The organism is Peribacillus sp. NJ11 (genome assembly GCF_030348405.1).
Taxonomy (GTDB): Bacteria; Bacillota; Bacilli; order Bacillales; family DSM-1321; genus Peribacillus.
The window spans coordinates 2,495,712-2,520,355 of record NZ_JAUCFO010000001.1; the positions used below are offsets into that span (position 1 = coordinate 2,495,712).

A 24,644-nucleotide genomic window follows, 5' to 3' on the forward strand; every position below is an offset into this window, starting at 1 on the left:
GCTAAATGTGGAAATAGTATACGTGATAATGATATGGATTAATATTCCTGAGGATCAATGAAAACAGGATTGCAAGCCAAGAATTGCCGGTAAAAAGGGTTTGTCTCAATCGACAAAGAATATATATTGGATGCTATTTTTATTGAACATCAAGGGGGAATGAAGATGGATTTAAGATACCCGATAGGAAAGTTTCAGTTTGACGGGGAAATTACTAATCTTGTGGCCGAGGGATGGATCAGGGAGATTGAAGCTTTGCCTGGGATGCTGCGGGAGACAGTGGGTAACATGGATGATGAACAGCTTGATACGGCTTATCGACCTGGAGGATGGACAGTCCGCCAAGTGGTGCATCATGTTGCTGATAGTCATATGAATGCGTATATTCGCTTTAAATTGGCCCTTACGGAAGAAAGTCCGGTCATTAAGCCGTACGAAGAGGGGCAATGGGCAGAGCTGCCTGATTATGATTTGCCGATTGAAATTTCTCTATCACTGCTCGAAGCTATACATATCCGAATGTGCAAACTTTTATCGGGACTTCATGCAGACGACCTGAGCCGAACATTCATCCATCCTGACTCAGGTGAGGTGACTGTCGGTGAAAATATAGGCATTTATGCATGGCATGGACGCCATCATCTTGCTCATATTACTTCTTTATCAAAGCGCCAGGGATGGTGAATATATATTGTATCTCCTGAAAGTGAGGTGAATACTGTGAGTACTGATGTGAAAGTCGAACAATTAACATCGATCGGGCACCATCTTAATGAGCTTTCGGACCTTTTGATGCAAGTTGTGGAAGATGGCGCGTCAATTGGTTTTTTGCCTCCCATGAAACGGTCCGAGGCCATTGACTATTGGGAGAGTGTCATTAATCCTGATGTGATTCTATTTGTCGCTAAATTACATGGGAAGATTGTCGGGAGTGTACAGTTACATTTATGTACAAAGCGGAACGGCGGCCATCGGGCGGAAATCGCAAAATTAATGACGCATACTGGTTATAGGCGAAAAGGTATAGGCCGTTCACTCATGCACCAGGCTGAGGAGAGTGCCAAGCAGGAGGGGCGGACATTATTGGTCCTTGATACAAGAGAAGGGGATCCTTCTAATTTCCTGTATAATTCATTGGGATATATTCAGGCAGGGAGCATTCCTGATTTTGCGAAATCTGCAAATGGTGAATTCCATCCGACCATTTTTTATTATAAAAATATGATTGGGTAACGAAATTGAATGGGGGAATCTACGTGCAAGCAGTAATCGAAAAAGAAGGTAAAGGAATCATCGCAAGATTCGATCGCCAGCTCCATCATTCGGTGGAAAAGGTATGGGGTGCTTTAACGGAGAATGATAAGTTGGAAAAGTGGATGTCCAATCTGGAAATAAAGGACCTTCGAAAAGACGGGAACATAAAATTCAATTTTAATGATGGGTCAGGGGAATCCTTTGATATGAAGATAAGGGATTTCCGGGAATCTGCCGTTTTAGATTTTGAATGGGGGGACGGCTGGGTTCGTTTCGAGATATCCACTGAAAAGGATGGATGCTCATTAGTATTGAAGGAATCCATCACGCCGGTTAATGATCATACATCAAAAGATTTGGCAGGCTGGCATGTTTGCCTCGATATGTTAAGTGATTTATTGGATGGTCAATATCAGGACTTTCAAATGGATGAATGGGAAAAATGGCATAAGGAATATACGGCCGCCGTCAAACGATTGGATGGATGAATGGAATGCAGGTGGTTACATAAGACGGCCTTAAACCGAAGTGATGCTTCTGCTATGAAGGAAGTTTTTTGTTGATATACCAGTTGGTGCCATGTTAATATTATTTTAACTTTTAAGAAATGGAGGTTTTCCTTGTGACATTTATCAGACTGCGTTTCCTATCTTTGAACCGTTAATTGAATACGTTCAAGGGCTCTGCATGTCCGCAGGGTAAATGGGAATGGTCTGTCTATTTTTAAGGAAACCTTCATTTTACGATTTGTGAAAAAAGTTGGGACGATTCTATCCTCTTTTTTTGCTGTCCAGCTGAAGCATAAAACCTTTGTGGATCAAGGGCTTTCGCTATTCAAGCTGGTTTTTAAAAAATAGAAAAAGATTATTAAGGGGAGAAACTCCACTTATCCAAGAGAGGTTATTTTGGATTCGTGTCATTTCTCCATTTAATTGACCAAACCGAAGGCCAGTGAGGGATTATTGTTTTCCGTGATGATCAGTTCCTCTCAGGTTTCCGTTAGATAGGTTTTTATCCATTTACTCTAAACACAGGCAGATAGCCTGTGTTTTTTTTGGGGCATTATTAAAAATGGAATGGGGTGTTTGTAAGATGGAATCATTAAATGAAAAAGTAAAGGAAAAGTGGAAAAAGAATATCATTCTCTTTCTAGGCAGTCAGACCATATCGCTCTTTGGATCGTCCTTGGTTCAGTATGCCATCATGTGGTATATCACATTGAATACACAGTCAGGTGTCATGATGACGATATCCATCGTTTGTGGTTTCGTGCCTACCTTTATATTATCGCCAATCGCGGGAGTATGGGCGGATCGCTACAATCGGAAGATGCTGATCATACTTTCGGATTCATTGATTGCCTTTTCAACCCTGATATTGGCCATCTTGTTTTTAATCGGATACGATGAGCTTTGGCTGCTTTTCGTCATGTCAGCCGTTCGCGCAATCGGAACTGGAATCCAAACTCCGGCTGTCGGGGCCATTCTTCCGCAGCTTGTGCCGGAGGATAAGCTTACTAAGGTGAACGGGACAAATGGAAGCATTCAAGCGCTCGTGATGCTCGTCTCCCCCATGGTGAGCGGAGCGCTGCTTACGATGGCTTCAATCGAGACCATTTTCTTCATAGATGTGATCACTGCTGCAATTGCCATCTTCACATTACTGGCATTTTTGAAAATTCCAGCCCATGCGAAGGCATTACAAAAGCAAACAACCAGCTATTTCACCGATTTGAAAGAAGGATTCAGTTATATCAGAAATCACGACTTTCTTAAGAAGTTCTTTGTTTTTTTCGCATTTTTCTTTGTGCTAGCCGCACCTGTTGCATTTCTTACACCGCTACAGGTCACACGCTCTTTCGGGAATGATGTTTGGCGGTTGACTGCGATAGAAATCACCTTTGCCATCGGTATGATGCTAGGCGGGATTTTCATGGCTTCCTGGGGAGGCTTTAAAAATAAGATCCATACGATGACACTTGCAAGCCTTATGATTGGGGCTTGTACATTCGCGCTTGGAATCATCCCCGTTTTCTGGATTTACTTAATCATCATGGGAGTAGTCGGATTGGCGATGCCCATCTTTAATACGCCGTCCATGGTCTTATTACAGGAGAAAGTCGAGGAGGATCTTCTCGGGAGGGTTTTCGGTGTTTTAGGGATGATCTCGACTTCGATGATGCCGCTGGGCATGCTTGTATTCGGACCGGTATCCGATATCATTAAAATTGAATGGCTGCTTATAGGAACTGGTGTATTGTTGTTCATTCAAGGTTTTTTCTTACTGGGAAGCAAAGTGTTGATCGAAGCTGGAAAACCGATTACGAAAGATTCCCCCGAATAAAGGGTACACAGAATGCCTGGTCAGGATAAAGGACGGCAGTATTACAGGGTTAGCTGAAAAGGACTTGTCTTAATTGGATGTTGTGAATATAAAAGGTTATTAGATAGTGGGCAGAGCTCTTGTGGAAAGGTAATTGGCGGATCGAGGTGGAATCTGCATGAAAGTCAACATTAGACCGGTAAGGGGGAAAAGATGAATTCTTTGGGAAAATTATTTAATTGGATGGTAGTTATCGGAGTGATTCTGCTAATAGGGCGACTGGTTACGGTGGTATTTTTATTTCTGGACATTCCATTCACGACTTTTTTTAAGGACTACAGTCTCATTTCAATCATCATTTTAATAATAGGTGCAATTGGTCAGCAATTCACCAAGCCGGATAAAAAGTAAAAGGAGTTATCACCTTTCCTTCTCACGGAAATGATCAGCTTCGAATTCAAAAGACCGGCATATTCTATTGTCGGTCCCAGAATGCAGTCAAACTCGATGAAAATCGAGTTTGACTGCATTTTTTCATTTGGAAAACGTTTCAATTGTTTTCAGAAATCCGCTCCCTTTCGCCGATTGTCTGCCAAGCCTCCTCGCCGCAAGCGGCTAGCCAGTTATTCGGCAGGAGTGTCGCAAATTTCTTCAATTTAAAAGAAAAACAAAGTTGATTGGAACGGGTAGGCGAGACTCCCGCGGAAAGCGAGTGCCCTACGTTCCAATCACGTTTAAAATGTACATCATTTTCTCGGATCATTTTCACTGGCATTCATTTCATGTTTAATTTCATTCATTCTGTTTTTCGCAGCTTACACAGTTAATAAATGATTTGGAGCATACGCTGGGGGAATTCCAGAAAAAGAACTAGGGGATAACATAAACGCTGCAAAAGGGGAGGCCACTAAAGTGGTTTCCCCTTTTTTGTTGTATGGCCATTTTATCATTCTGCAGGCATTTAACCCTGATTCGCTGAACGTTGCATTTCTCTTTAGTGGATAAAATCACTAGAAGTACAAAAGTACAATTTAGAGGGACTGGTCAAGTATCCATGCTTTTTTTACGAAGGGGAATAATATATAGGAATCGGACAAGTAGGCTCCAATGGCTCAAGACCCAAAAAGCGGGACTATTTTTGGGTTTGTCATGACAAGGAGGGTCATACCAATAACATATTAAAGCGGTGTATATGCCATAGATTCATAGAAATGTGGGGAAGGCCATTTAAGCTTTCCCCTTGTTTACTTTTGCTAGATGATGGGTGATACCAATGGATTCGGGTTCCTGATCAAAAATCCATCGCCTTCGTAATCAATTTCCGTTTGATCTGTAAAATGGGAGTCCGATGGATCTATCAACATTTTTATATCATGTAAAATCAGTATTTCCTCGTGCTCCTTTTTAGAGATTGCCAAACTTAATGTGTAGTTCATTTGGTTACAGCAAGGTCTGTGTATGCCAAACCTCACATACGTTTCCCCTCCCAAACTATGTTGCATATCTTTAAGTGCACGCTGGGCTTTCTCTGTCATTTTTATCAAGATGTTCACTCCAATATCGTTAGGCTCTTCATAGGGCACCCGTATATGTACAACTTTATCATGACCGGGAAAAAAACCGATAACATTCTTATCTTTGGATGTTTCCAATGTAACTTTACCCATATGATTGCACGATTAATAAATGAATAAATTGCGCTGTCCCATGATCTTCTTTGAATCTTCGATTTCCAAAAGTATATCCACTATGAACCTTTTTCTATCTCCATTACCTTACATTTAAAGGATAAATGCAAACAGTAGGTATAATGGTTTGTTTTTAGGCCGTTTGATAAACGATGGTCAAATAATAGGCTAAAGGTTTCGGTTTATTCACCGATAATACACTCGTGGTGGGCATTAAGGTATATTTCCTGAGAATGATGATAGGGTAAAAGGTTTATATAGAACTGGTTCAGCTTCTTATAATGGAGTATTTATTGGAAAATCGTAAATTTTAAAATATTTGAGCGTATAAAGGAAGGGTTTAAATGTTTAAAGGGAAATTAAGCGTTATAGTACTTTCATTGGTATTCATGGTTAGTTTCACTTTTTTACCTGGTTTAAAGGTCGAGGCGGCAGATCGTGTGCATACTGTGATTTCTGGCGAAACGGTAGAATCGATTGCCGATACTTATGATATATCGGCAGAGCAATTAATGAAATCGAATGGTTTACCGGATGATAAGTTATTTGTGGGCCAAAAGTTGACGATCATTCTAACGGATTATACTCCTTCCATCTATCAATGGTCGGAGAGAGGAAAACAAATAGCGAACTATGCGAAATCCTTTATAGGGTTTAAAAAGACAGCTGGAGAGGAGACGCCTGAAAAGGGGTTTGATTCGAGCGGATTGATTCATTGGGTGCTTTCCCAGCAAAATGTGCCGGTCGACCGTTTGACAGTAGATGGTTTTTATAAGCAAGGGATGGATACAGCCACTCCGAAAACTGGGGATATTATATTCTTTCTGGAAAAAGACAGCTTAAAAGTCGTGACTGCGGGTATTTATGTCGGCGAAAACCAATTTGTCAATTCTGGATATGGTGCAGAAACGGTTCAGGTGAGATCCACTACAGAAGATTACTTTGCAAAATACCAAGTGGCGTACAAAACATACACGCCTAAAGGGGAGCATATCGTCCAAACGGGAGAAACGCTTAATAGTATATCGGAGAATTACAGCATTTCCATGAGTACGATCAAAAGCCGTAACGCGTTAAGAACTGATGAGTTAATGAAAGGGCAGTATCTTCAACTATACAGCAACCCGTTATATCCGTTTTATGTAAACCAGGAGGCTGCCTATGATAAAGCATATGATGTCATCAAGTATGCATATACTTTACGCGGATTCACTTATGTTTTCGGGGGAGAAGATCCGATGATCGGAATGGATTGCAGCGGTTTCATTTATTGGGTCATGAAGGAGCAGGGCCTTTCAGTAAAACGGGATTCCGCAGCGGATTACTTCTCATTGGTGCCCAAAATCGAAAATCCAAAGGCAGGGGATTTAGTATTTTTTAGGGACACAGGAACTAGGCTAGGTGTGACCCATGTAGGTATTTATCTAGGTGATGGCCGTTTTCTCAATACAACGGAAAACACCGGCGTTCATATCTCCAATCTTTCGTCAGGTTATTTTGCCGAGAAATTCGAAAGCTTCGGTCAAGTTGAAAGCCTCATCGACTAAGAAGATCATTCAATCTCTTTATATGCTAGAGTCGCTTTTTCAATGGCAGTAACGAACTGTTTAAAAAGATCACATGGATTGACCCTGTTCTTACTAGTAAAGTCATCACCTTTGAAAAAGCTTTTTCTAAGCTTTGTGGAAAGTTCCAATTGCACGCCTGCACCCGTTTTGGAAGTGTTGGTGATGTTGTTTCCTTTCATGCCTGAAAGGTACTGCGGTGCATGATCAGTTTGAAATCCAGCTTTGTTGAGGCATTGCTGAATAAGGTTCTTATAGGGTTCGTTCCTTCCGCCAATGTAAACCAGCGCATTATGTACATCGTAGTGGCCATGGATGGAAAGGGTGGTCTGTGCGTTCGCTGCCATTGAAACGCCGATCGGTTCATTAAACAAGCGGGATGTTATATGGAGGACCTGGTTGCCCCTTGGTTTAAGTCCTTCGAATAGATAGGTGCTTGCACAAAGTCTCTCTCCAAGTGCGGCTGCAATCTCGCTAGTTCCCGGTTCGATGTTCCCGCCATGTATGGCTAGAACTGCAATATCAGGATTCCTGTGATGAACGATGATGCGGTAATCGAGGTCTTCTTGTTCATTTTGCTGCAGTTCAAAAAAATCAGTATAGTTATTTTCAATCATGGTTATCCTCCATATCTCTAGTGTATTTCATCTTCCATACCGTTGACGGCAAAAATAAAAAAAGCGGGGATGCCCCAGCTTTTTTATTCTTCGACAGTCGTATATTGTTCTATTTTCTTTTGCTCGTCGGGTGTTAAAGTTTCTGTCCGTTTAAACGTATTCATGGTCACAAGCAGGGCTGCTACAAGAAGAACAGGTATAACCCAGCTTGTTATTTTTTTTACGATATTCATATTCAAAATCCCCTTATACATCGATAAAATTCATATGATATTTAGGAAAGGAGGGGCTGGATTGCACTTTTATTGCTGAGCTTTCCAGCTTCCATTTCTTCTTTTATCCCCAGCTCCGGATAATCGTCCATTTTTCTCGTTTTTAACGAGAACTTGAACCCCGCCATAATACATGGGGGAAATCTTCTGGATGACTTCATATCCTGAATCTTCCAAGTTGGATATCATTTCATCCGAAAGCCTGGATTCCGTATAAATCTTCTTTCCATCAAAGACGAACCGATTACGGTCGACGATATCCTGAAATGAGCCTTCATTCTCTGTATAAGAATAAAGGACCTGCATCAATATTTGCGGAATCCTATCACCGCCTGGTGAGCCGATCCCAATCGATTCCTGCCCTGGTTTCTTGAGAATGGTAGGAGCGGTGAAAGTTCTTGACCGTTTATATGCCTCTTGAGAGTTCAAGCCGGACCGGAAATTTTTCAATTGATCGTTAAGGAAAAATCCATTCGTATAATCACCAGATCCGAAAAAGTTACTGAGCGTATTTGTTGTGGAAACGACAGTGCCATACTTGTCCATGATCACAAAGTGTGTCGTACTCTCATGTTCTTCGGAGCCATTCGATTCTTTATCTTCCCATTTTTCACTTTTGATCTTACTTTTAAGATTATCCAAGTGAATGGGGGAGAGCAATTTTTCCGCCTTAGAGTGACTTATTCCATCTCCAATGTGGTCGGACCGATCTTGATAAGCAGTATCTGTGATGCCCCCCAAGACTTTCATATAAGCTGATTTGCTTGAAGAATCACCTAGGTTCATTTCCTCCGCCAGTTTTAACATTTCAAGAACTGTGATTCCTGAAAAGGGTGGAGGGGCGGTAAAAACATCATAACCGGCAAATGTTCCTTGGACCGGCTTATGTTCTTTCACCTCATAGCGCTTTAAATCCATCAAGTCGATATCTGATTCTCTTTTAATATCTCGCGCAATTTCCCCTTTATAAAAACCATCAGGACCATCCTTTTGAATCTGCTTCAATGTTTCAGCAAGTCTTTCTTGGACGAGGGTTTTTCCTGGTTCAATGGCATCACCATCAGGATAAAAAAGTGAAGTCGCATCGGAAGATATCCTTGGCTGAGCTGATTCTAAGCGTGATGATAACGATTCGTCGACTTCAAATCCGCCTTCAGCCAACTCTATCGCCGGCTGAAGAAGATCTGCCATTGGTACGCTCCCATACTTATCACTTATAACCTGCATGCCGGCCACTAAGCCTGGAATCCCTGTATCGTGTCTCGAACTCGGGTCTTCTGGAGAGGATTCACGATAATCGATAAAATTGGGATCGCCGGATTCCGGGGCAATCAGCATACCGCCGCCGCCACCCACGCCAGATCCATAAGGTTCAACTACACCTAATACATAAGATACGGCAATGGCAGCATCCGCCGCCGTTCCGCCGTTTTCCAATATATCCATCCCGACATCTATTGCGATTGGGTTTGAAGAACTGACCCCATATGATTGAGCGTTTTTACTATCTATCGGTTCATTCGTGTCAGAAATAGGGGGTGTCTTCGAACATCCAGCAATAGATATGAGCATGCTAAGGGATATAATCACTTTTCTCGTCATACGGTTAATCATCGGTTGATCCCCCTTTTCGTTGAGCTTCTAAGTTGTGTGTCTTTTTTCTTCACGTAGTAGTAACAAAGCGTTCTTTACTGAATGGGTTGTATGTCCTGTTGTTTAGCTTGTGCTGCTTTTTTCTCTTGTACAGCTTTCTTTTCCATTGCTGCTTTCGCTGCTTTTTCTTCTTGTTCACGTTGTGCCTTATGGTCGATTATCTTCTTGTGATCCAAGGTAATCTCGATGCGATCCTCTTTTTTCGACCATTGGGCTTTTTCACTCGTTTCTTTCGTCAACTGACGGTAAACACGTGATTTGTCGATTGAAGAGGTAGCTGGTCTTGGTGTGGCTTCTTCAATTTGCAGTGGAACGACATCGATTGTAGCTTTGCCGTCTTCCGCTAAATGGTATTGAACCATGGCTGAATCCTTTGTCCGTGTCCAGCCTTGATCGAATATGAAGTTTCCTAAGCTATAGAAAATGATTCCATCTTTATAAACATCAAACGATTGAAGTACATGGGGGTGATGGCCGATGATGATGTCAGCCCCCGCATCGATGATAGCTTTAGCCAAGTCTTTTTGCCGGGTGGTTGTAGATGTTGAATACTCTTGCCCCCAGTGCATATTCACGACAACCAAGTCTGCGTTGCCTTGCTTGGCATCACTTGCTTTTCCGATCATTTCAAATAATAAATCAGGGTTGGAGTTCAATAGGCCGGCTTGATTATGTTTTGGCACGGCATCCTTACCGTAAACATCTGTGAAGCCAAGTGTTGCGACACGAACGCCATTAACATCCGCATAGTCGATGCTAGCTTTAGCATCCTCAGTGTTCGACCCAACACCGACATAGTGCATGCCCGCATTTTTGAATTCATCGATCGTGTCAAGGAGTCCCTGTTCTTCAAAGTCCTTCATATGGTTATTGGCCAAAGTCATCACAGAGAAGCCAGCATCTTTAACGGCTTCAACACCACTAGTATTGGAGTTTAAATGGATGGGCGTATCTGCTTCCTTGTAGTTGGCTGCCTCTTCTTTTAAAGCTGGGTGTTCATAATTCCCACTGACATAGTCCGAATCGGAAAAATAGGGCTTCATATAACGGAAAAGGTATTCATATCCGTGCCTTTCCGTCACTTCTTCAACATTACGCCCCATCATTACATCACCGACCATGGTCATCGTCAATGGTTGCTCGGATTTTGAAGCGGTTGTTTTCACTTCCTCAGCCCGTCCCATCCAAGTGGTAATGACTAAAGCGATCAGTAATATAGGTAGTATGATTCCAGTGTATTTAAGATTCTTTTTCTTCGTACGTTTAATAAAGATAAGTGTTTTTTCTTTTGCATTTAAAGTCCGTTTCATTTTTTGCACCTCAGAATAGGTAGTACACGTTCATTAATCCGAAAGTCAAGCCGGATAATAAAAGCGTGCTGCCAAGTGTCAATGGCATTCCTTGTCTTTGAATGGTATTCGCTATCAAACCGGGAACGATTATACCGATTCCCCGAAACTCGAATATTTCAAATGGCATGACGGGGTAGACGAAGTCCAATAGGAGTTTCAAGCAGATCCCTGTCACCATCATGGCTGCGAATTTTCTTCTTCCATATAAAATCACCCATCTTGAAAGGCCGTGAGTGACGATTAAATAAGTTACGACACTAATGATCAGGATGGTCAGCATGATTTCCCATTGATCAAATACCAATGCCAAATAACCTGGCACAATAAGTCCTGCGGGTACGACACCCGTTTTTTCTGAAAATATAAGGCTAAGCGTTACTCCCAGCACTAGGGCTACATATAAATCCGATCCAAACATTAAGGTTCCTCCTACTTAACTCGCTTTTTGCTTTGTTTTAGATTTCATGAATGCTTCAATTAATGGTTCCGCTGCACCGTGAATATTCCCGACACCGTAGACGATTCGATTTTTCATCAATGGGCGGAGACGTGCCACGATTTCTTCAGTTGACCAGTTTTCTAAATCCCAATATTCTTTTGTATCCAATTTACCTTGCTCGAATGCCTTTGTGATCGGTGAAGTGGTTTCACCAATGGCAATGACGATTTCAGATTTTATGTAAGGCAATACATCTCTTGCAAACTGCTCTGTACGGTCCACACGGTCGGCACGGCAGTTCATGATGACGATAGGAGGTTCTGTGCTGTATCCGAACGTATTGACGCGTTCCCAGATGTTCAGCGTCGATGATGCGTCATTTGCAGCAAACCCATTGACAAAGAAAGTTGGCTGGATGGAATCCCCGAATTTGGTGATCCTCATGGCACCTGGATCGGGATGCGCATTTAACATGCCGCGAAAAGCCGTTTTCTCATCGATGCCCAAAGCTTCTGCAACGGCCAACGCCAGTGACGCGTTATCGGGAAATACCATATAGTCGAATTCGCGTAAGAATTCTTCCGAAATTCTTGAATTATCAGCAACGATCACTTTAGAGTTGCGTTCTTGGGCAATTTGCTTGAAAAAGTCCAAATATTCACTTTCGATGGTTATTAAGTGACCGTTATAGGGTATGGTAGCAGTGAAAGCCTCTGCAACCTCATCCAAGGTCGGTCCCATGACATCCATATGGTCTTCCAATACATTCACGATGACCCCAATGTTTGCTTGGATCATTTTATTTTGGAAGATTAGTTGATAGTCAGGCTGAACGGCCATACATTCACAAACCAGTGCTTCCGTGCCTAAATCGGCAACTTCTTTAACTACACGCCTTTGTTCTCCAATGTTGGGTCCTTCTGGGCGGCGTTTAATCGGTTTTTCCTTGTCGGTAAACCAATAGATCATTCTTGCTGATGTTCCGGTTGTTTTACCTACAGTTTTGTACTTAGCTTCCTGGATCACCCCTGTAATTAGACGCGTCACAGTTGATTTCCCTCGAATTCCATTCACATTCACACGTACCGGGATGGAGTCGAGACGCTTCTGGTGGCGTTTTTGTTCGAATATGCCATAGCCAAGCAAAAAGATCGCACAAATAAATATTGGTGCCATTTTTTAACCTCTCTTTTTTTAAATATTTGATTTACTGAATACACACTACATGATTTTAAACTTAATAGGCAATAGTCAATTATTCTATTGTAATATAGTTAATGTCAGCTTTTTCAAATAAATGTATATAGAAGTGTAATAGTATCTAAAGGGATAAAATGCTTTATGAGTACAAAGAAATGGCTAAAAAACACGTAAAACCTTGGAGTTTTACACTAAAATATGGAAAGTGTAATAAAAGCTCATTTTTGAACAGCATCAAAATAGTTTCATGAGCATTTGAGCCCGATTCATAATGGCTATATTTATATAATTAATTGTTTTTAAAAGTGAGGTTTATTACAGAATGGTAATTGTTTATACCCATTTATTTGACCTAAATGTAACAATGTTTATGCATCTGTCATTCAATGTAAGATATTGTATCTATCGACTCAATTAGTTGGACTCTTTTGAATATGGACAAAGATGAGTAAAAGAACACATCTCTTTTTTTTTGTTATTTTTTGGTTTTTTCATTGAAAAATACCCATGGGTCTATAAAGTGATCTTTTCCTTAAACATGAAATAAACTAAAGTTAATCCAATTTTTTAAAAAAATACCTAGTTTCTTCTATTGATATAGTGTTAATAGAAGAATGAAAAATAGAAAAAGCTCAGATGTATATCTGAGCTTTCGGCTTATATATTTTGAATGAATCCGAATGGGTTATAATCCCGTTTGTGGGTTAGGAGCTACAACATTAGTGGCTGATTATGGAAGGGATCTGTTTAACTGGATTTCTTTCTGTCGGAAATCTCAAGGTTGGAGCCTTTTTTACCGCCATCAATTACATAAAATCTAGGAGCTAATCTCCTTTTTCCTTGATTTTCAGGATTCATCTTCATATAATTTTCGTATTCTTTGCGAAAGAATTCTTCGGTTTCCCGTTCCATTGCTTTTCTTTCGTTAAAATCTGCGATGAATTTGAAAAAACGTTTCATATGAATTCCTCCTTATGGGGTTAAAAGGTCTTAGTTTAATAGTAACGTATTGTTAGTGAAGTTTAACCTTTTTTCAATTTTGTAGAAAAATTTATGATTTTGTGTGAATAAAGTTGTGAATGGTGTGGTTTGAATGAAAGTATGTAATGGATAGGTACCCGTGCATTGTGTTGAAATGAACTGTCCGGATCAAGTGAATCCGTGTACCGGGATTTGCGGTAAGCAGGTATTGGAAATGATGATTATTGCAGTTAAATTATTCCTATAATAATATTTATTATACACTAAATATTCTGAAAATAAACGAAAATATTCACATCTAACCGCTTTTGACGGATTTGTCTTTTGATGAATCATTAATGTGTATAGTGTTTTATTCCCCGAATATACGAAAACGAAACAATTCACATCATGGAGGGAAAATAAGCAATTTCCCGTATTAAGTGACGGGAAATTGCTAGTATCATAATTTGAATTTCTTAACCTGTTCAGTCAGCAGTTCAGCAGACGATGCAAGTTCACTGGCATGATTAGTGATTTCATCCATTGAAGAGCTGGACTGTTGGGCGGAGGCGGAGACTTGTTCGATTCCTGCCGCGGAATCTTCGGAAACGGCTGCGATATCTTCGATAGCCTGATTGATTTTTTTACTATTAGTAGAGATATATTTCAATTCATCTGTAATATGCTGTATTTTCATGCCTATATTCCCGACAGAGTGATTGATTGTTTCAAAGGTTCGTCCAGTGAGCGTAATCTGTTTCGTGCCTTCATCCACTTGTGTATAACCATCTTCCAGGGAGTGGACGACCGTTTTTGAACCTGTTTGTATAGCGGAGACAATATCGGTGATGTCCCCAACCGAGTGTGTGACCTCTTCAGCGAGTTTACGCACTTCAGCTGCGACGACGGCGAAGCCCTTGCCATGTTCACCTGCGCGTGCAGCTTCTATGGCCGCATTCAGCGCCAATAGATTGGTTTGATTGGATATATCCTTGATGACCAGCACAAGCTGCGAGATTTCCTGTGATTGAGAATCGAGTCCTTTCACTTGCTCAACGGCATTTTTGACAATCCCATCTATAATCTCCATTTGTTGGACTGAACTGCGCATTAAAGTGGTGCCCTCCTTAGACAAGGAAAGGATCTCGGTTGAACTTTGAGATACTTCCACTCCTTCAAGATGGGCCTCCACGATCTTGCCTGTGAAATCATCCATCATGCGAACCATTTCAGCTGCCCGGTTGGCTTGTGACTCCGAACCTTCGGAAAGTTCGTACATGGTAGTCGCTATCTGCCTGCTGCCCTGTTGGACTTCATTTGCCGATTGAGTCAGATCCTCGCTTTGGCTGGAAACGGATTCGGATACAACCAGCATTTTTTCGATCGTATCACGAAGGTTTTTCTGCATTTGGTTGGCGGATACCGTTAATTCGCCTATTTCATCCTTGGACTTTTGCTCCAGGGGCTCATGATTCAGCTGCCCATCAGCTATCATTCTCATTCTGTCCCTGATTTTAAGGAGAGGGGTGGTAATGAGGTTGGCAGTCACAAGCGCGAGCAGAAGGCCGATAATGACAGCCGCAATCGAGATGATGATACTTGTCGTCTTGACCGATTTCCCGCTTGCGATCACGCTTTCCCCTGAAGCGACAATCAATTCCTCACGTTCCAAAGTCAGCTCCTTGAGCCCTTCCGTCACTTCATCGCCGACCGGTGCCACTTCATTTTTGAGTATTTCTTTAGCGCGTTCTTCATTTCCTTTATCATATTGAGTAAATACCCGGTCTACAATCATGGTCCTCCAATCCACGCTTTTCTCGATCAATTCCTTCGCTTTATCAGAATCGCTTATGGCCAAAAGATCCTCCTGGATGGCCTTGCTATCCTCTGTATATTGTAAAAACCTTTCTTTATAACTCTCGTCGCCATATAAAATATAGGCTCTTGCTAGTGCGGTTCTTTGTGCTAAATTATATAGTAGCTTTTCGTCTTGGATAAGAAGTGGAAGTTCCTCATCAATGATATCCTGAGACTGTTTAAGTGACTTGTTGCTGCTATAAATATTGAATGCTCCTAAGATGATACATAAAGATATGATGAGAGAAAATGCCACCAATATCTTTCCTTTAATGCTTTTCAAATTAATGATCCCCTTTATCGATATTTTATTCACTCTTTTTTATCGGATGAATAATGGGATATTTAAGCAGAAGAGGTGATGATCAAGGTTTCCATTAGGTCTAATTTTCAATAAATATAAACATCTTGATTTCTTTTTGTTTTCAAGTTACTATTGACTTGGAAAAATATTATATTCCGCGTTAAGGCGGAAGAGGTTCTAGCTACCCTCTCAAAAAAACTAAGGAGAAACAGTGCTCTATTCTTAGGGTGCTGTTTTTTTCCGTAAAAAGGAGTTTTATAGAAATGAAGAAGAAAGAAAAGGCAGTGGTTGTGTTTAGCGGAGGGCAGGATAGTACGACGTGCCTGTTCTGGGCGATGGAGAGATATGAGGAAGTGGAAGCGGTAACGTTTGATTATAATCAGCGGCACAGCCTGGAAATCGAATGCGCTCAAAAGATTGCCAATGAATTGGGCGTGAACCATCATATTCTTGACATGTCGCTGCTGAACCAACTGGCACCGAATGCGTTGACAAGAAGTGATATTGCAGTGGAGGACGGAGAAGACGGGGAATTGCCGTCGACGTTCGTACCAGGGAGGAATTTGCTGTTCCTTTCGTTTGCCGGAGTGTTGGCCAGTCAGATTGGCGCTAAACACATTGTCACCGGTGTCTGTGAAACGGATTTCAGCGGATATCCGGACTGCCGTGATGTATTCATCAAATCGTTGAACGTGACCTTGAACTTGTCGATGGACCAGTCATTCGTGATTGATACGCCGCTTATGTGGCTTAATAAAGAGGAAACATGGGAGCTTGCGGATCAGCTCGGAGCGTTCGACTTTGTTCGCGAAAAGACCCTGACATGCTATAACGGAATCATATCCGATGGCTGTGGAGATTGCCCGGCATGTAAGTTGCGGAAAAAAGGACTGGATGACTATGTAAGCAGACGGAAGGTGCTTTCATGATGTACGGTTTTACTATAGTGGATAAACTCCAAAAAATAGATGAAGATATTCAGCGCAGCCAATTGAAATATACCACCAAGAGGGTTCTGGTCAGTAAGGAGTTCACCTTTGACGCAGCGCACCACCTACATGACTATGAAGGAAAATGCAAGAACTTGCATGGCCACACGTATAAGGTCATTTTCGGCTTGAGCGGGTATACGGATTCACGTGGTTTGATGATAGATTTCGGGGACATCAAGGATATATGGAAAAATGAAATTGAAGTCCACCTTGATCATCGTTATTTGAATGAAACCTTGCCACTCATGAATACAACGGCTGAAAATATGGTTGTCTGGATTTATGAAAAAATGGCCGAAGCCCTTTCATTAAAAGATTATGAGGGTGCTAGAGTCGAATTTGTCCGACTATACGAAACGCCAACAAGTTATGCTGAAGCCAGACGGGAGTGGATGGAAAGTGAGTAAACTCCCGGTTATGGAAATCTTCGGACCGACCATCCAAGGTGAGGGAATGGTCATTGGCCAAAAAACCATGTTCGTTCGGACGGCAGGCTGCGATTATTCCTGTGCCTGGTGTGATTCCGCATTTACTTGGGATGGCACCGGTAAGGAAGATACCGTCCAAATGACTGCCGAAGAAATATGGGATGAGCTGAAGCGAATTGGGGGTTCCGGCTTTTCCTTCGTGACGATATCAGGCGGAAACCCGGCACTGCTGAAAAACCTAAATGGCTTGGTAGAAATCTTACATGAAAATAAAATGAAAATAGGTGTGGAAACACAAGGGAGCCGATGGCAGGATTGGTTTCTCGATATTGATGAACTGACCATATCACCTAAGCCGCCGAGCTCAAGAATGAACACGGACTTTACGGTGCTTGACCGAATCATATCGAACCTTGCCAATCGAAACCCTGAAAACCATGTCTCATTGAAAGTTGTCGTCTTTAACGAAGAAGATTACCAGTATGCCAAAAATGTGCATGGCCGTTACCCGGATATTCCGTTTTATCTGCAGGTCGGCAATGATGACAGCACGACGGCTGATGATAATCAATTGATCAGCGGTCTTTTGAAGAAATACGAAGAGTTAATTGATAAAGTGATAGCCGATGATGAATTGAATGATGTGAAAGTGCTGCCCCAGCTGCATACCTATATATGGGGTAACAAGCGAGGCGTGTAAAGAAAAGAGAGCAGGAGGCAGTGTGATGCGTAATCACACTGCCTTTTACATGTGGAAAGCTTCCTATACCTTTTGAAGGTGTGTAGCTTTGAAGGATGATGTGTATTTAAGGCCATACCCAAATAAGCGGTCCATTCCAATATGTGCGGTCCAAATTAAACCAATCATCATACATGCATCCGACTTTAGAAAAACGGCTAGCAAAATCATGAAGATCGACATGGTATAAGTATGGAAAAAGTTATAAACTTTTGCTCCAACTCGTTCATCGATCGAATAGGCCAACATGGAAACATCAGGCGACAAAATCAATAAAAGGAAAATCCACCAGCTGAATTCAAATAACGAATAGACGTAAATCATTGCTAAAAGGACCATGAGTCCTTCGATATGAAGGAATTTCTTTACCATTTTAAAGCCCCCTAAAATTCAATTAACCATTGGTCAATAATATTCATGAAAAATTAGATAATGTTCTTGATGATATTTTTCACGTGAAAATCAGCTAAACCTTTTACATCCGGATAAGATAGATCAGAATTAATATAAAACGTTATGAATCCGTGAAGAGACAGGAAAATGGACCATATGGATGCAGGATTCAGTTTGTTGTCGGTAAGGTCTGTCAAGGACTGTATTAGCTTTTCGTAGGTCTTATTGGAATCGATTTGAAGTAAATGCTGAATTTCTTTTTCCTTGGATAAAAACATGATGGAATAATGATTCTGTTGGGTTAAACCGAACTCTATGAAGCACAATAAAATCTTTTCGATTTTTCGGGAAGGGTCATTTTCCGACATGATGATATCATCGATTAAAGTATTTAAGACGGAAAAATCCGTTTTAACCAAACTATAAAATATTTCTGCCTTATTTTTAAAGTGATAATAAATGGCTCCATGGCTGCAATCCAATGATTTAGCCAATTGTCTCATTGAGACGTTCGAATACCCTTCGGTGGCAAAAAGATGTCTAGCTTCATTCAATACCATTTCCCTGGATAATTCTTTACCTGCCATTTTCCTTGGCGACATTATAGCACCCCCTTATTTATTGACCACTGGTTAATTAGGATGATATCGTACTGATTTTTAAATGTCAAATATTAGACATTCTTCTGAATAAATGTTTTTTTAGTGGACTTTTCCATTGGAAGCAACCGAAATCGCCATCGCCAATAGTAAACCTGAAACCGAAAGGAACACTTGCAGTCTTACGGTTCAAGGGGAGGATAAAGTTGCAAAGGCAGCAGTGGGCGAAGATGCAGAATTCATTTCCAGTTCCCTTTACCAGAAATTTGAATGTCCTTGTAACTGAAAGAAGGAACCCGCTATATATGAGCTTGACTAATTTTTTTAACCAGTTATATCCTTTTGTGGTAGTGTAAGGTCATACAGATAGCTTGGAAGGGATGAATAAATGAAAAATAAATTCGGTATTTTGTCTTCAATTATCATAGTCTTGACTGCTTTTTTTTTATTCACTAAACCTTATAAAAATAAAACAAAACCTGTAGAAGACATTTTTGAAGTGTATCCGACAGATCAGGTAATAAAAACAAATGAAATGATATTCATAGAGGGTATTGATGAGGTCAATCCAGGGAATATCGATTTGAATGATGAAGAGGAGTTAGAAAAATTGGTAAGGAAGCAATATGAGCAAAATCAAAAGGGGGAAATAATTTTCACAGAAGAAAATCAGTGAAATCACCTGCCTGTAATGAGTAAACTAATGGGGGAGGTGGCAGTTATTGATAGTTTCGGATAGTATCTATGGGAAACACATTGTAGAGGGAGTTCTCGAAGAGTTGATAGTAAGCAAACCGCTCCAAAGATTGAAGGGGATACATCAAGGCGGGGCAAGTTATTTAGTTAATGAGAGGTGGGACGCCACACGGTTTGACCATTCAATAGGTGTGATGCTTTTAATAAAATCGCTTGGTGGGTCATTGGAGGAACAAATCGCGGGCTTGCTGCATGACGTATCCCACACTGCATTCTCACATGTAATTGATTTCGTTCTGGATTGTAAGGATGAAGATTATCATGAAAAAATATATGAACATGTCATTATGGAATCCGAAATCCCCTTAATACTGAAGAGGTATGGATATGAATGTGAAGATATTTTTCAATCAAAATGGGAATTCCTTGAACAGCCAGCACCTGAGTTATGCGCCGATCGGGTAGATTATACTCTCCGGGATATGTATCAATACGGACATATCACACTGGAATCCGTTCATGACTTTCTAAACCATGTAATCATAATTAATGGAAGGATGTATTTGGATAATATTGAATCGGCGGAATGGTTTGTAGAAACGTATTATAGCGAAGTTATTGATTTTTTCATGGACCCACTTAATATATATGGCTATGATATCTTGGCAAAGACCTTAAAATTGGCTTTGGCTAACAACCTGATCAGCCTTGATGACTTACTAGGTACAGATGAAGAAGTCATGTCCTTATTAAGCTCCACTGAAGACCATGAAGTGCAAAATCTGTTAAAACGGATCCATGGTAACGTAAAGCTGAAAGAAGATCAATTGGACTACGATATTCATCTGAAAAATAAAGTGCGGCGCATTGATCCTTCCGTTATTCAAGGAGCCAATTTAGTAAGAGCCTCCAATTTATCGGGAAAAGTCAAGAACATGGGGATTAAAGCCCATAAAAAAGCTTCGAAGGGCATGTATCTAAAAGTGATTTCCGATTGAATTTCGTGTCACAGCATACGGTAAATGAAAAACCCAAGGGTGACATCCATCCTTGAGTTTTTTCTCCCGTATAATACGGAAAAATTAAGAATATCATATAGTCTAACCAAGACTTGTAAGCCTTCTTTTTTTAAACATCGAAGAAAAAGCCTTTATTTAGTTGGGCATTCCCAACTGCCATTGATTCTTTTAATAACTAAAAAACTATTGACGCTCTCAAATTATTAACGCCATTTTCTAAATAACCCTTTAAACAGGTTAATGTATATACCCAACCTTCTTTTTGTCCTATCATTTTGTTTATTATTTCTGGGTCATCTTCATTCAAACCGGATTCGTTTACTTCGATAATTGTACTCGTATTATCCAACTCTTTAAGTGTGATGGTAACAACCGTTTCTTGATCATTTCCTCCCCACGAAAACACGATTTTCCTATTTTTCTCGACTTCTAAAACATTGATTACCACTTCTGCATCGTATTCGTCATATCTCAATGTAGGCGTCCGGCCTTGTTCCCATCTTTCCGAACTCGATGAGAACCAAAAATTCCCGATTTTTTCAGGGTTCACTATGGCTTCAAACACCTCATTAGTTGGCTTGACTATTTTAAATTTCGTAGTTATTTGAGTATCCATACTAAATCAACTCTCTTTCAATGTGTTTTTATCGTTTTCCACTAACACCTGATTCTCCCGATCTACATAGATTGGCGGCAAGGTCCGTCCAGTTTCAAGCAAGCTCTTCAGGTTACTTAGAATGGCAGGCCATCCATTATTTAAGCCTTTAAAGGTATTGTCATCGTATACGAAATCTGTCTCCAATAGCTCCTCATGCTTTAGCGTTAACTTCACGGTTGAACCATCCATTGGCTGTAGTTCAAAGGTGACCCGTGTAGGATGGTCGCGAGGGGTTTCGTCTCCTGCCATGTTCCATGTAAACGAGAGCAGGTGCAACGGCTCACACTTATGTACAATACCATGATCAGTAACCCGCCCATCTTGCAGCAAATATTCAACGGTTGAGCCTTCTTGCCAATCAGACTGGACTTGGCATCCGAAATGATACTTTTTCGTAAATTCACCACTCGTCAGGGCTTCCCAAAGCTTCTCTGGAGTGGTTGCGATATAAATAGGATAGAAAAACGTCGTTTTTTTCATTATTCTTTTTCCTCCTCGCGTTTATACTTTTGTCATTCCTCTTAAGACCGTGGCCAATTGAGTTTCTTCTTTTACAAGGAAAGACCGTAACATAACTCTATCAATGATTGTCGCTTTTCATATACAGCTGGTCAAGCAGTTTTCTGCGACAAGAATCGGCAAAAGTCCTAAAGTGTTAACAAAGTGGGATGTTCGTATTAATTTCACTACTTACAAAGCTTTGGAAAAATGGATATTGACTTAACAATTCGGCAAGGAAAACCTTGGTTTCGCACCATTCCCAGCGACTAAATCGAAAATACGATGCAACAGGGAAACTTCTTGATTTCCAATCGTTTTCAAGCTACGATAATTAAGGAAAATGATAATCCGCTCGGGCGGAAGAGGTTCTAGCTACCCTCTCAAAAAAACTAAGGGGAACGGTGCTCTTTCTTAGGGTGCTGTTTTTTCTGTATAAGGAGAATGTAAGAAATGTTAAGAATTCTATTGTATTTAGTATCCATCGTCACGGCGAATGTGGTTACGGCAGCTTTTGAGCCATTGCACTTTGGTATGTTCATCATTCCTATGGGTACATTGCTCATCGGGGGAACCTTCATCTTTCGAGATCTGGTCCAAAATAAATTCGGCCGCGCGAAAACCTATATGTGCATCGTTACCGCACTGATTTTATCTGCGTGTGTATCATTTTTATTAGGAGATACATTATTGATTGTATTTGCTTCCGCATTATCTTTCGTGGTGGCAGAAACAGCGGATACCGAGATTTATACCCGGTTAAAGCTCCCGATGAGTTGGAGGGTGTTTTACAGCGGGATCGTTGGAGGATTTTTCGATTCAGTGATATTTGTCGTGATTGGCCTAAGTCCACTGGGTGCCAATATATTGCCATGGGAAGCTGTACCCGCTGCGGTTATCGGCCAAATCATCGTTAAAACAGTCATTCAGTCAATCGGTGCCACATTGTTGGGCCGAATCAACGTAAGGCTGGAGAAGCGAGTAGTCTCCGGTTGAATGCTAGGAGGGATGCACTCGATGGATGGAACCAAAAAGGAAGAAGACAAATGCTATTGCCTCGAGGCCTTTCGTGAAAAATATGGCCCGCAAGTTCAAGGGGATTGTATGAAGCTCTCCTGCGCCAATTATCGGAAGCATAAAGGAATAGACAAAAAAGGACCTAATTAGGTCCTTTTTTTGCGTGATCGGAGTAACTTACGAGTAAATAGCACGAATTCACGAGTAAATGACCCAAACTCACGAGTAAATGCTCCAAACTCACGAGTAAAACAGCAAAACTCACGAGTAAACAGCACAAACCCAAGAGTGGCGCACGAATTCACGAGTAAATGCTCCAAACTCACGAGTAAAACAGCAAAACTCACGAGTAAACGTGCGAAACTCACGAGTAAAACAGCACGAACCCAAGAGTGGCGCACGAACTCACGAGTAAACAGCACAAACCCAAGAGTGGCGCACGAACTCACGAGTAAATGCTCCAAACTCACGAGTAAAACAGCAAAATTCACGAGTAAACGTACGAAATTCACGAGTAAACAGCAAAAAAAGCTTCTTCCACCGTTCCAATCATGGGTGCAGGAAGCTTTTTATCTTGTTTTTGGTCAGAATTGCTCTGCGCTTTTCCGAACTAACTTTTCCAGGGTGAAAAAGCATTTCCGTTTCCGTTCAAGTTCGGTTTGTCCAGTTTCCGTGACATGATAATATTTCCTGCGACTTGATTCGGACTCTTTCCAATGGCCTTCTATGAAGTCCTTTTTTTCCAACCGTTTAAGGGCGGGGTAGAGGGTGCCTTCACTGATTTCGTATTTGCCCATGCTCATTTCTCTCAAAATCTTTGTGATTTCATAGCCATATAGCTTTTTTTGTGAAAGAAGTGAAAGCAAAAGGAGGTCAATGCTTCCCTTCATTAGTTCTTTATCCAAATAAAATCGCCTCCTTTTCATTTTAAAAGTGTAATACTTTGTGCATCGTAACACAAGGTGCATTTTACTTTTCTTAAAAAAAATGGTTAAATGACGATTGCTAAATAAAATCAATCATAGTAAAATGTGCTTCGGAACGGATGAGTTGTAAAGCGTGTGGTAAGGATATTATATACATGATTTAATTGTTTTAATGAAAATACGGAATAGGATAGAAGAAATCCCACTCAAGGGGTATTAATTGATTTTTTTTTGAAAATCATTTAGATTCTATTTATCAACAAGAGTAGAAAGAAGGTCCTAGAAAGATGAAAGTGAAAGCACCTGAGTCATTCACATACAGAGGTGGAAATAGAGCTGTTCTTTTACTTCACGGGTTTACCGGAAGTACAGGAGATATGAAGAAATTAGGGAAATACCTGCATGATCGCGACTATACTAGTCACGGGCCTCTTTATAGAGGGCACGGAGTATCAGCCGAGGAACTTGCTAAAACAGGTCCAAAGGAATGGTGGGAAGATGTAGTCAATGGCTATAAATTCCTTAAAGAGGAAGGTTACGAGGAAATTGCTGTTATTGGAATTTCTTTAGGAGGATTGTTCTCATTGAAAGTGGGAATTGAACTTCCTGTAAAAGGCGTAGTTTCAATGTGTGCCCCGACACAAGGAAAAAGTAGCGATCGACAAAAAAACCGCTTGCTCAATTATGCACAGGCCTATAAGAAGTTTCAAGGCAAAGATGCTGACCAAATTGCTGCAGAAGTGAAGCTGTTGGAAGAAGACCCGATGACTTCACTGAAAGATGTGGTGAATGTAATAAATGAGACGGGTGAAAATTTAGATCTAATCACATCACCAACTCTTGTTTTACAAGGGCGCTTGGATGATCCTGACTATACGAATAGTGCTACAGCGATTTTCAATGAAGTCGATACGCAGCATAAACACTTGATATGGTATGAAAACTCTGGTCATATAATCACATTAGGTAAAGAACGTGAGCAGGTTTATGAGGATGTGTACAAGTTCTTAAATACTCTGAATTGGTCGGAGTAATATTTTCTTGAAGGCATGAATGTGATATTATCCCCTTTTAAGTTTGAAAGTGTAAAAGCCGACATTTTATATGTAGGTGTTACACTTCCATCTTGAGGGGATTTTATTTTGGGAAAATCGGGCTGCCAATTAGGGCCTGACTATAATAAGTTATACTCT

General features: G+C 40.9%; 31 protein-coding genes and 2 riboswitches. Of the genes, 15 read left to right on the plus strand and 16 right to left on the minus strand.

The features are described from left to right. The first annotated feature begins 165 nt into the window (after positions 1–165). From QUF86_RS12295 to QUF86_RS12315, 5 genes are all read left to right on the plus strand, one after another. Positions 166–684, plus strand: coding sequence for a YfiT family bacillithiol transferase (locus tag QUF86_RS12295; RefSeq protein ID WP_483313916.1), 519 nt, complete (start codon positions 166–168; stop codon positions 682–684). Between the two features lie 36 nt (positions 685–720). Continuing rightward, positions 721–1,233: a GNAT family N-acetyltransferase gene (locus QUF86_RS12300; protein ID WP_289334510.1), complete on the plus strand. Its 513-nt coding sequence runs from the start codon at positions 721–723 to the stop codon at positions 1,231–1,233. A gap of 23 nt (positions 1,234–1,256) precedes the next feature. Beyond that, the gene (locus QUF86_RS12305) at positions 1,257–1,742 is read left to right on the plus strand and encodes an SRPBCC family protein (protein ID WP_289334511.1); all 486 of its coding nucleotides are present in this window, start codon (positions 1,257–1,259) and stop codon (positions 1,740–1,742) included. Positions 1,743–2,346: 604 nt separating this feature from the next. Beyond that, on the plus strand, positions 2,347–3,597 hold the full coding sequence (locus tag QUF86_RS12310) for an MFS transporter (protein WP_289315237.1): 1,251 nt from the start codon (positions 2,347–2,349) through the stop codon (positions 3,595–3,597). Positions 3,598–3,789: 192 nt separating this feature from the next. Next, a complete protein-coding gene (locus tag QUF86_RS12315; protein WP_289315238.1) occupies positions 3,790–3,987 on the plus strand; it encodes a hypothetical protein in 198 nt (65 codons plus the stop codon). 139 nt (positions 3,988–4,126) lie between these two features. Here QUF86_RS12315 and QUF86_RS12320 read toward each other — a convergent pair whose 3' ends face one another. Next, positions 4,127–4,339: a hypothetical protein gene (locus QUF86_RS12320; RefSeq protein ID WP_289334512.1), complete on the minus strand. Its 213-nt coding sequence runs from the start codon at positions 4,337–4,339 to the stop codon at positions 4,127–4,129. A 490-nt stretch (positions 4,340–4,829) separates the two neighbouring features. After that, positions 4,830–5,228: a HesB/IscA family protein gene (locus QUF86_RS12325; protein WP_289334513.1), complete on the minus strand. Its 399-nt coding sequence runs from the start codon at positions 5,226–5,228 to the stop codon at positions 4,830–4,832. A 380-nt stretch (positions 5,229–5,608) separates the two neighbouring features. On the opposite strand from QUF86_RS12325, the gene QUF86_RS12330 reads away from it, so the two are divergent. Continuing rightward, positions 5,609–6,811 (plus strand): C40 family peptidase, encoded by a 1,203-nt coding sequence (locus QUF86_RS12330; RefSeq protein WP_289334514.1) that lies wholly within the window; start codon positions 5,609–5,611, stop codon positions 6,809–6,811. Between the two features lie 5 nt (positions 6,812–6,816). On the opposite strand, the gene QUF86_RS12335 is transcribed toward QUF86_RS12330, so the two are convergent. The 8 genes from QUF86_RS12335 to QUF86_RS12370 all read right to left on the minus strand — a co-directional run bounded on the left by QUF86_RS12335 (position 6,817) and on the right by QUF86_RS12370 (position 15,465). Further along, on the minus strand, positions 6,817–7,446 hold the full coding sequence (locus QUF86_RS12335) for a poly-gamma-glutamate hydrolase family protein (RefSeq protein ID WP_289334515.1): 630 nt from the start codon (positions 7,444–7,446) through the stop codon (positions 6,817–6,819). An 83-nt stretch (positions 7,447–7,529) separates the two neighbouring features. After that, positions 7,530–7,679 carry a CapE family protein gene (locus QUF86_RS12340; RefSeq protein WP_176474433.1) on the minus strand — a complete coding sequence of 50 codons (150 nt, stop codon included), beginning with the start codon at positions 7,677–7,679 and terminating at the stop codon, positions 7,530–7,532. Between the two features lie 69 nt (positions 7,680–7,748). Next, positions 7,749–9,332 (minus strand): gamma-glutamyltransferase family protein, encoded by a 1,584-nt coding sequence (locus tag QUF86_RS12345; RefSeq protein ID WP_289315243.1) that lies wholly within the window; start codon positions 9,330–9,332, stop codon positions 7,749–7,751. A gap of 74 nt (positions 9,333–9,406) precedes the next feature. Further along, a complete protein-coding gene (locus tag QUF86_RS12350; RefSeq protein WP_289334516.1) occupies positions 9,407–10,681 on the minus strand; it encodes a CapA family protein in 1,275 nt (424 codons plus the stop codon). Between the two features lie 10 nt (positions 10,682–10,691). Next, positions 10,692–11,141 carry a poly-gamma-glutamate biosynthesis protein PgsC gene (gene pgsC / locus QUF86_RS12355; protein ID WP_063232582.1) on the minus strand — a complete coding sequence of 150 codons (450 nt, stop codon included), beginning with the start codon at positions 11,139–11,141 and terminating at the stop codon, positions 10,692–10,694. Between the two features lie 15 nt (positions 11,142–11,156). Further along, on the minus strand, positions 11,157–12,338 hold the full coding sequence (gene pgsB / locus QUF86_RS12360) for a poly-gamma-glutamate synthase PgsB (RefSeq protein ID WP_289334517.1): 1,182 nt from the start codon (positions 12,336–12,338) through the stop codon (positions 11,157–11,159). A gap of 771 nt (positions 12,339–13,109) precedes the next feature. After that, positions 13,110–13,322 carry a hypothetical protein gene (locus tag QUF86_RS12365; RefSeq protein ID WP_289326124.1) on the minus strand — a complete coding sequence of 71 codons (213 nt, stop codon included), beginning with the start codon at positions 13,320–13,322 and terminating at the stop codon, positions 13,110–13,112. Positions 13,323–13,785: 463 nt separating this feature from the next. Further along, on the minus strand, positions 13,786–15,465 hold the full coding sequence (locus QUF86_RS12370; protein WP_289334518.1) for a methyl-accepting chemotaxis protein: 1,680 nt from the start codon (positions 15,463–15,465) through the stop codon (positions 13,786–13,788). Positions 15,466–15,651: 186 nt separating this feature from the next. Beyond that, positions 15,652–15,694, plus strand: a riboswitch (PreQ1 riboswitch). Between the two features lie 55 nt (positions 15,695–15,749). Between QUF86_RS12370 and queC the strand changes: the two genes are divergently transcribed. From queC to queE, 3 genes are read left to right on the plus strand one after another with little or no spacing between them, the layout of a single operon-like run. Next, positions 15,750–16,415, plus strand: coding sequence for a 7-cyano-7-deazaguanine synthase QueC (gene queC, locus QUF86_RS12375; RefSeq protein WP_289315248.1), 666 nt, complete (start codon positions 15,750–15,752; stop codon positions 16,413–16,415). Next, the gene (gene queD / locus QUF86_RS12380) at positions 16,415–16,885 is read left to right on the plus strand and encodes a 6-carboxytetrahydropterin synthase QueD (protein WP_289326120.1); all 471 of its coding nucleotides are present in this window, start codon (positions 16,415–16,417) and stop codon (positions 16,883–16,885) included. The genes queC and queD overlap by 1 nt, the downstream gene beginning before the upstream one ends. Further along, positions 16,878–17,606 carry a 7-carboxy-7-deazaguanine synthase QueE gene (gene queE / locus QUF86_RS12385; RefSeq protein WP_289315250.1) on the plus strand — a complete coding sequence of 243 codons (729 nt, stop codon included), beginning with the start codon at positions 16,878–16,880 and terminating at the stop codon, positions 17,604–17,606. Before queD ends, queE begins: the two co-directional genes overlap by 8 nt. 63 nt (positions 17,607–17,669) lie before the next feature. Here queE and QUF86_RS12390 read toward each other — a convergent pair whose 3' ends face one another. Together QUF86_RS12390 and QUF86_RS12395 are read right to left on the minus strand one after the other, a co-directional pair. Then, entirely contained in the window at positions 17,670–18,017 is a 348-nt protein-coding gene (locus QUF86_RS12390) for a DUF4260 domain-containing protein (RefSeq protein WP_289334519.1), read from the minus strand. A gap of 53 nt (positions 18,018–18,070) precedes the next feature. Beyond that, positions 18,071–18,640, minus strand: coding sequence for a TetR/AcrR family transcriptional regulator (locus tag QUF86_RS12395; RefSeq protein WP_289334520.1), 570 nt, complete (start codon positions 18,638–18,640; stop codon positions 18,071–18,073). Positions 18,641–18,755: 115 nt separating this feature from the next. Between QUF86_RS12395 and QUF86_RS12400 the strand changes: the two genes are divergently transcribed. The 3 genes from QUF86_RS12400 to QUF86_RS12410 all read left to right on the plus strand — a co-directional run bounded on the left by QUF86_RS12400 (position 18,756) and on the right by QUF86_RS12410 (position 20,331). Beyond that, complete coding sequence (locus QUF86_RS12400) at positions 18,756–18,923, plus strand: hypothetical protein (RefSeq protein WP_289334521.1); 168 nt, start codon at positions 18,756–18,758, stop codon at positions 18,921–18,923. A 102-nt stretch (positions 18,924–19,025) separates the two neighbouring features. Further along, positions 19,026–19,313, plus strand: a complete 288-nt coding sequence (locus QUF86_RS12405) for a hypothetical protein (protein WP_289315252.1) — start codon at positions 19,026–19,028, stop codon at positions 19,311–19,313. A 46-nt stretch (positions 19,314–19,359) separates the two neighbouring features. Continuing rightward, positions 19,360–20,331 carry an HD domain-containing protein gene (locus tag QUF86_RS12410; protein WP_289334522.1) on the plus strand — a complete coding sequence of 324 codons (972 nt, stop codon included), beginning with the start codon at positions 19,360–19,362 and terminating at the stop codon, positions 20,329–20,331. A gap of 196 nt (positions 20,332–20,527) precedes the next feature. Here the strand turns inward: QUF86_RS12410 and QUF86_RS12415 are convergent, their stop codons facing one another. Both QUF86_RS12415 and QUF86_RS12420 read right to left on the minus strand, forming a co-directional pair. After that, positions 20,528–20,968 carry an SRPBCC family protein gene (locus QUF86_RS12415; protein WP_289334523.1) on the minus strand — a complete coding sequence of 147 codons (441 nt, stop codon included), beginning with the start codon at positions 20,966–20,968 and terminating at the stop codon, positions 20,528–20,530. A gap of 6 nt (positions 20,969–20,974) precedes the next feature. Continuing rightward, on the minus strand, positions 20,975–21,490 hold the full coding sequence (locus QUF86_RS12420) for an SRPBCC family protein (protein WP_289334524.1): 516 nt from the start codon (positions 21,488–21,490) through the stop codon (positions 20,975–20,977). 377 nt (positions 21,491–21,867) lie between these two features. Beyond that, a riboswitch (PreQ1 riboswitch) is annotated at positions 21,868–21,910 on the plus strand. A 51-nt stretch (positions 21,911–21,961) separates the two neighbouring features. On the opposite strand from QUF86_RS12420, the gene QUF86_RS12425 reads away from it, so the two are divergent. Then, positions 21,962–22,504 carry a VUT family protein gene (locus QUF86_RS12425; protein WP_289315256.1) on the plus strand — a complete coding sequence of 181 codons (543 nt, stop codon included), beginning with the start codon at positions 21,962–21,964 and terminating at the stop codon, positions 22,502–22,504. A gap of 21 nt (positions 22,505–22,525) precedes the next feature. Beyond that, entirely contained in the window at positions 22,526–22,675 is a 150-nt protein-coding gene (locus tag QUF86_RS12430) for a hypothetical protein (protein WP_289334525.1), read from the plus strand. Here QUF86_RS12430 and QUF86_RS12435 read toward each other — a convergent pair. Both QUF86_RS12435 and QUF86_RS12440 read right to left on the minus strand, forming a co-directional pair. Continuing rightward, positions 22,672–23,037, minus strand: a complete 366-nt coding sequence (locus QUF86_RS12435; protein WP_289334526.1) for a hypothetical protein — start codon at positions 23,035–23,037, stop codon at positions 22,672–22,674. The genes QUF86_RS12430 and QUF86_RS12435 overlap by 4 nt on opposite strands. 72 nt (positions 23,038–23,109) lie before the next feature. Continuing rightward, complete coding sequence (locus tag QUF86_RS12440) at positions 23,110–23,430, minus strand: PadR family transcriptional regulator (RefSeq protein WP_289334527.1); 321 nt, start codon at positions 23,428–23,430, stop codon at positions 23,110–23,112. Positions 23,431–23,738: 308 nt separating this feature from the next. Here QUF86_RS12440 and QUF86_RS12445 point away from each other — a divergent pair, with 308 nt between their 5' ends. Next, positions 23,739–24,485 (plus strand): alpha/beta hydrolase, encoded by a 747-nt coding sequence (locus QUF86_RS12445; protein ID WP_289315263.1) that lies wholly within the window; start codon positions 23,739–23,741, stop codon positions 24,483–24,485. The last annotated feature ends 159 nt before the right edge of the window (positions 24,486–24,644 follow it).

Excerpts from the sequence above, each read along its gene's own strand:
- QUF86_RS12295 (WP_483313916.1), top strand. The coding sequence starts at position 166 with ATGGATTTAAGATACCCGATAGGAAAGTTTCAGTTTGACGGGGAAATT.
- QUF86_RS12310 (WP_289315237.1), top strand. The coding sequence starts at position 2,347 with ATGGAATCATTAAATGAAAAAGTAAAGGAAAAGTGGAAAAAGAATATC.
- QUF86_RS12315 (WP_289315238.1), top strand. The coding sequence starts at position 3,790 with ATGAATTCTTTGGGAAAATTATTTAATTGGATGGTAGTTATCGGAGTG.
- QUF86_RS12320 (WP_289334512.1), bottom strand. The coding sequence starts at position 4,339 with ATGATCCGAGAAAATGATGTACATTTTAAACGTGATTGGAACGTAGGG.
- QUF86_RS12330 (WP_289334514.1), top strand. The coding sequence starts at position 5,609 with ATGTTTAAAGGGAAATTAAGCGTTATAGTACTTTCATTGGTATTCATG.
- QUF86_RS12335 (WP_289334515.1), bottom strand. The coding sequence starts at position 7,446 with ATGATTGAAAATAACTATACTGATTTTTTTGAACTGCAGCAAAATGAA.
- QUF86_RS12340 (WP_176474433.1), bottom strand. The coding sequence starts at position 7,679 with ATGAATATCGTAAAAAAAATAACAAGCTGGGTTATACCTGTTCTTCTT.
- QUF86_RS12345 (WP_289315243.1), bottom strand. The coding sequence starts at position 9,332 with ATGATTAACCGTATGACGAGAAAAGTGATTATATCCCTTAGCATGCTC.
- QUF86_RS12350 (WP_289334516.1), bottom strand. The coding sequence starts at position 10,681 with ATGAAACGGACTTTAAATGCAAAAGAAAAAACACTTATCTTTATTAAA.
- pgsC (WP_063232582.1), bottom strand. The coding sequence starts at position 11,141 with ATGTTTGGATCGGATTTATATGTAGCCCTAGTGCTGGGAGTAACGCTT.
- pgsB (WP_289334517.1), bottom strand. The coding sequence starts at position 12,338 with ATGGCACCAATATTTATTTGTGCGATCTTTTTGCTTGGCTATGGCATA.
- QUF86_RS12365 (WP_289326124.1), bottom strand. The coding sequence starts at position 13,322 with ATGAAACGTTTTTTCAAATTCATCGCAGATTTTAACGAAAGAAAAGCA.
- queC (WP_289315248.1), top strand. The coding sequence starts at position 15,750 with ATGAAGAAGAAAGAAAAGGCAGTGGTTGTGTTTAGCGGAGGGCAGGAT.
- queD (WP_289326120.1), top strand. The coding sequence starts at position 16,415 with ATGTACGGTTTTACTATAGTGGATAAACTCCAAAAAATAGATGAAGAT.
- QUF86_RS12390 (WP_289334519.1), bottom strand. The coding sequence starts at position 18,017 with ATGGTAAAGAAATTCCTTCATATCGAAGGACTCATGGTCCTTTTAGCA.
- QUF86_RS12395 (WP_289334520.1), bottom strand. The coding sequence starts at position 18,640 with ATGTCGCCAAGGAAAATGGCAGGTAAAGAATTATCCAGGGAAATGGTA.
- QUF86_RS12405 (WP_289315252.1), top strand. The coding sequence starts at position 19,026 with ATGAAAAATAAATTCGGTATTTTGTCTTCAATTATCATAGTCTTGACT.
- QUF86_RS12415 (WP_289334523.1), bottom strand. The coding sequence starts at position 20,968 with ATGGATACTCAAATAACTACGAAATTTAAAATAGTCAAGCCAACTAAT.
- QUF86_RS12420 (WP_289334524.1), bottom strand. The coding sequence starts at position 21,490 with ATGAAAAAAACGACGTTTTTCTATCCTATTTATATCGCAACCACTCCA.
- QUF86_RS12425 (WP_289315256.1), top strand. The coding sequence starts at position 21,962 with ATGTTAAGAATTCTATTGTATTTAGTATCCATCGTCACGGCGAATGTG.
- QUF86_RS12430 (WP_289334525.1), top strand. The coding sequence starts at position 22,526 with ATGGATGGAACCAAAAAGGAAGAAGACAAATGCTATTGCCTCGAGGCC.
- QUF86_RS12445 (WP_289315263.1), top strand. The coding sequence starts at position 23,739 with ATGAAAGTGAAAGCACCTGAGTCATTCACATACAGAGGTGGAAATAGA.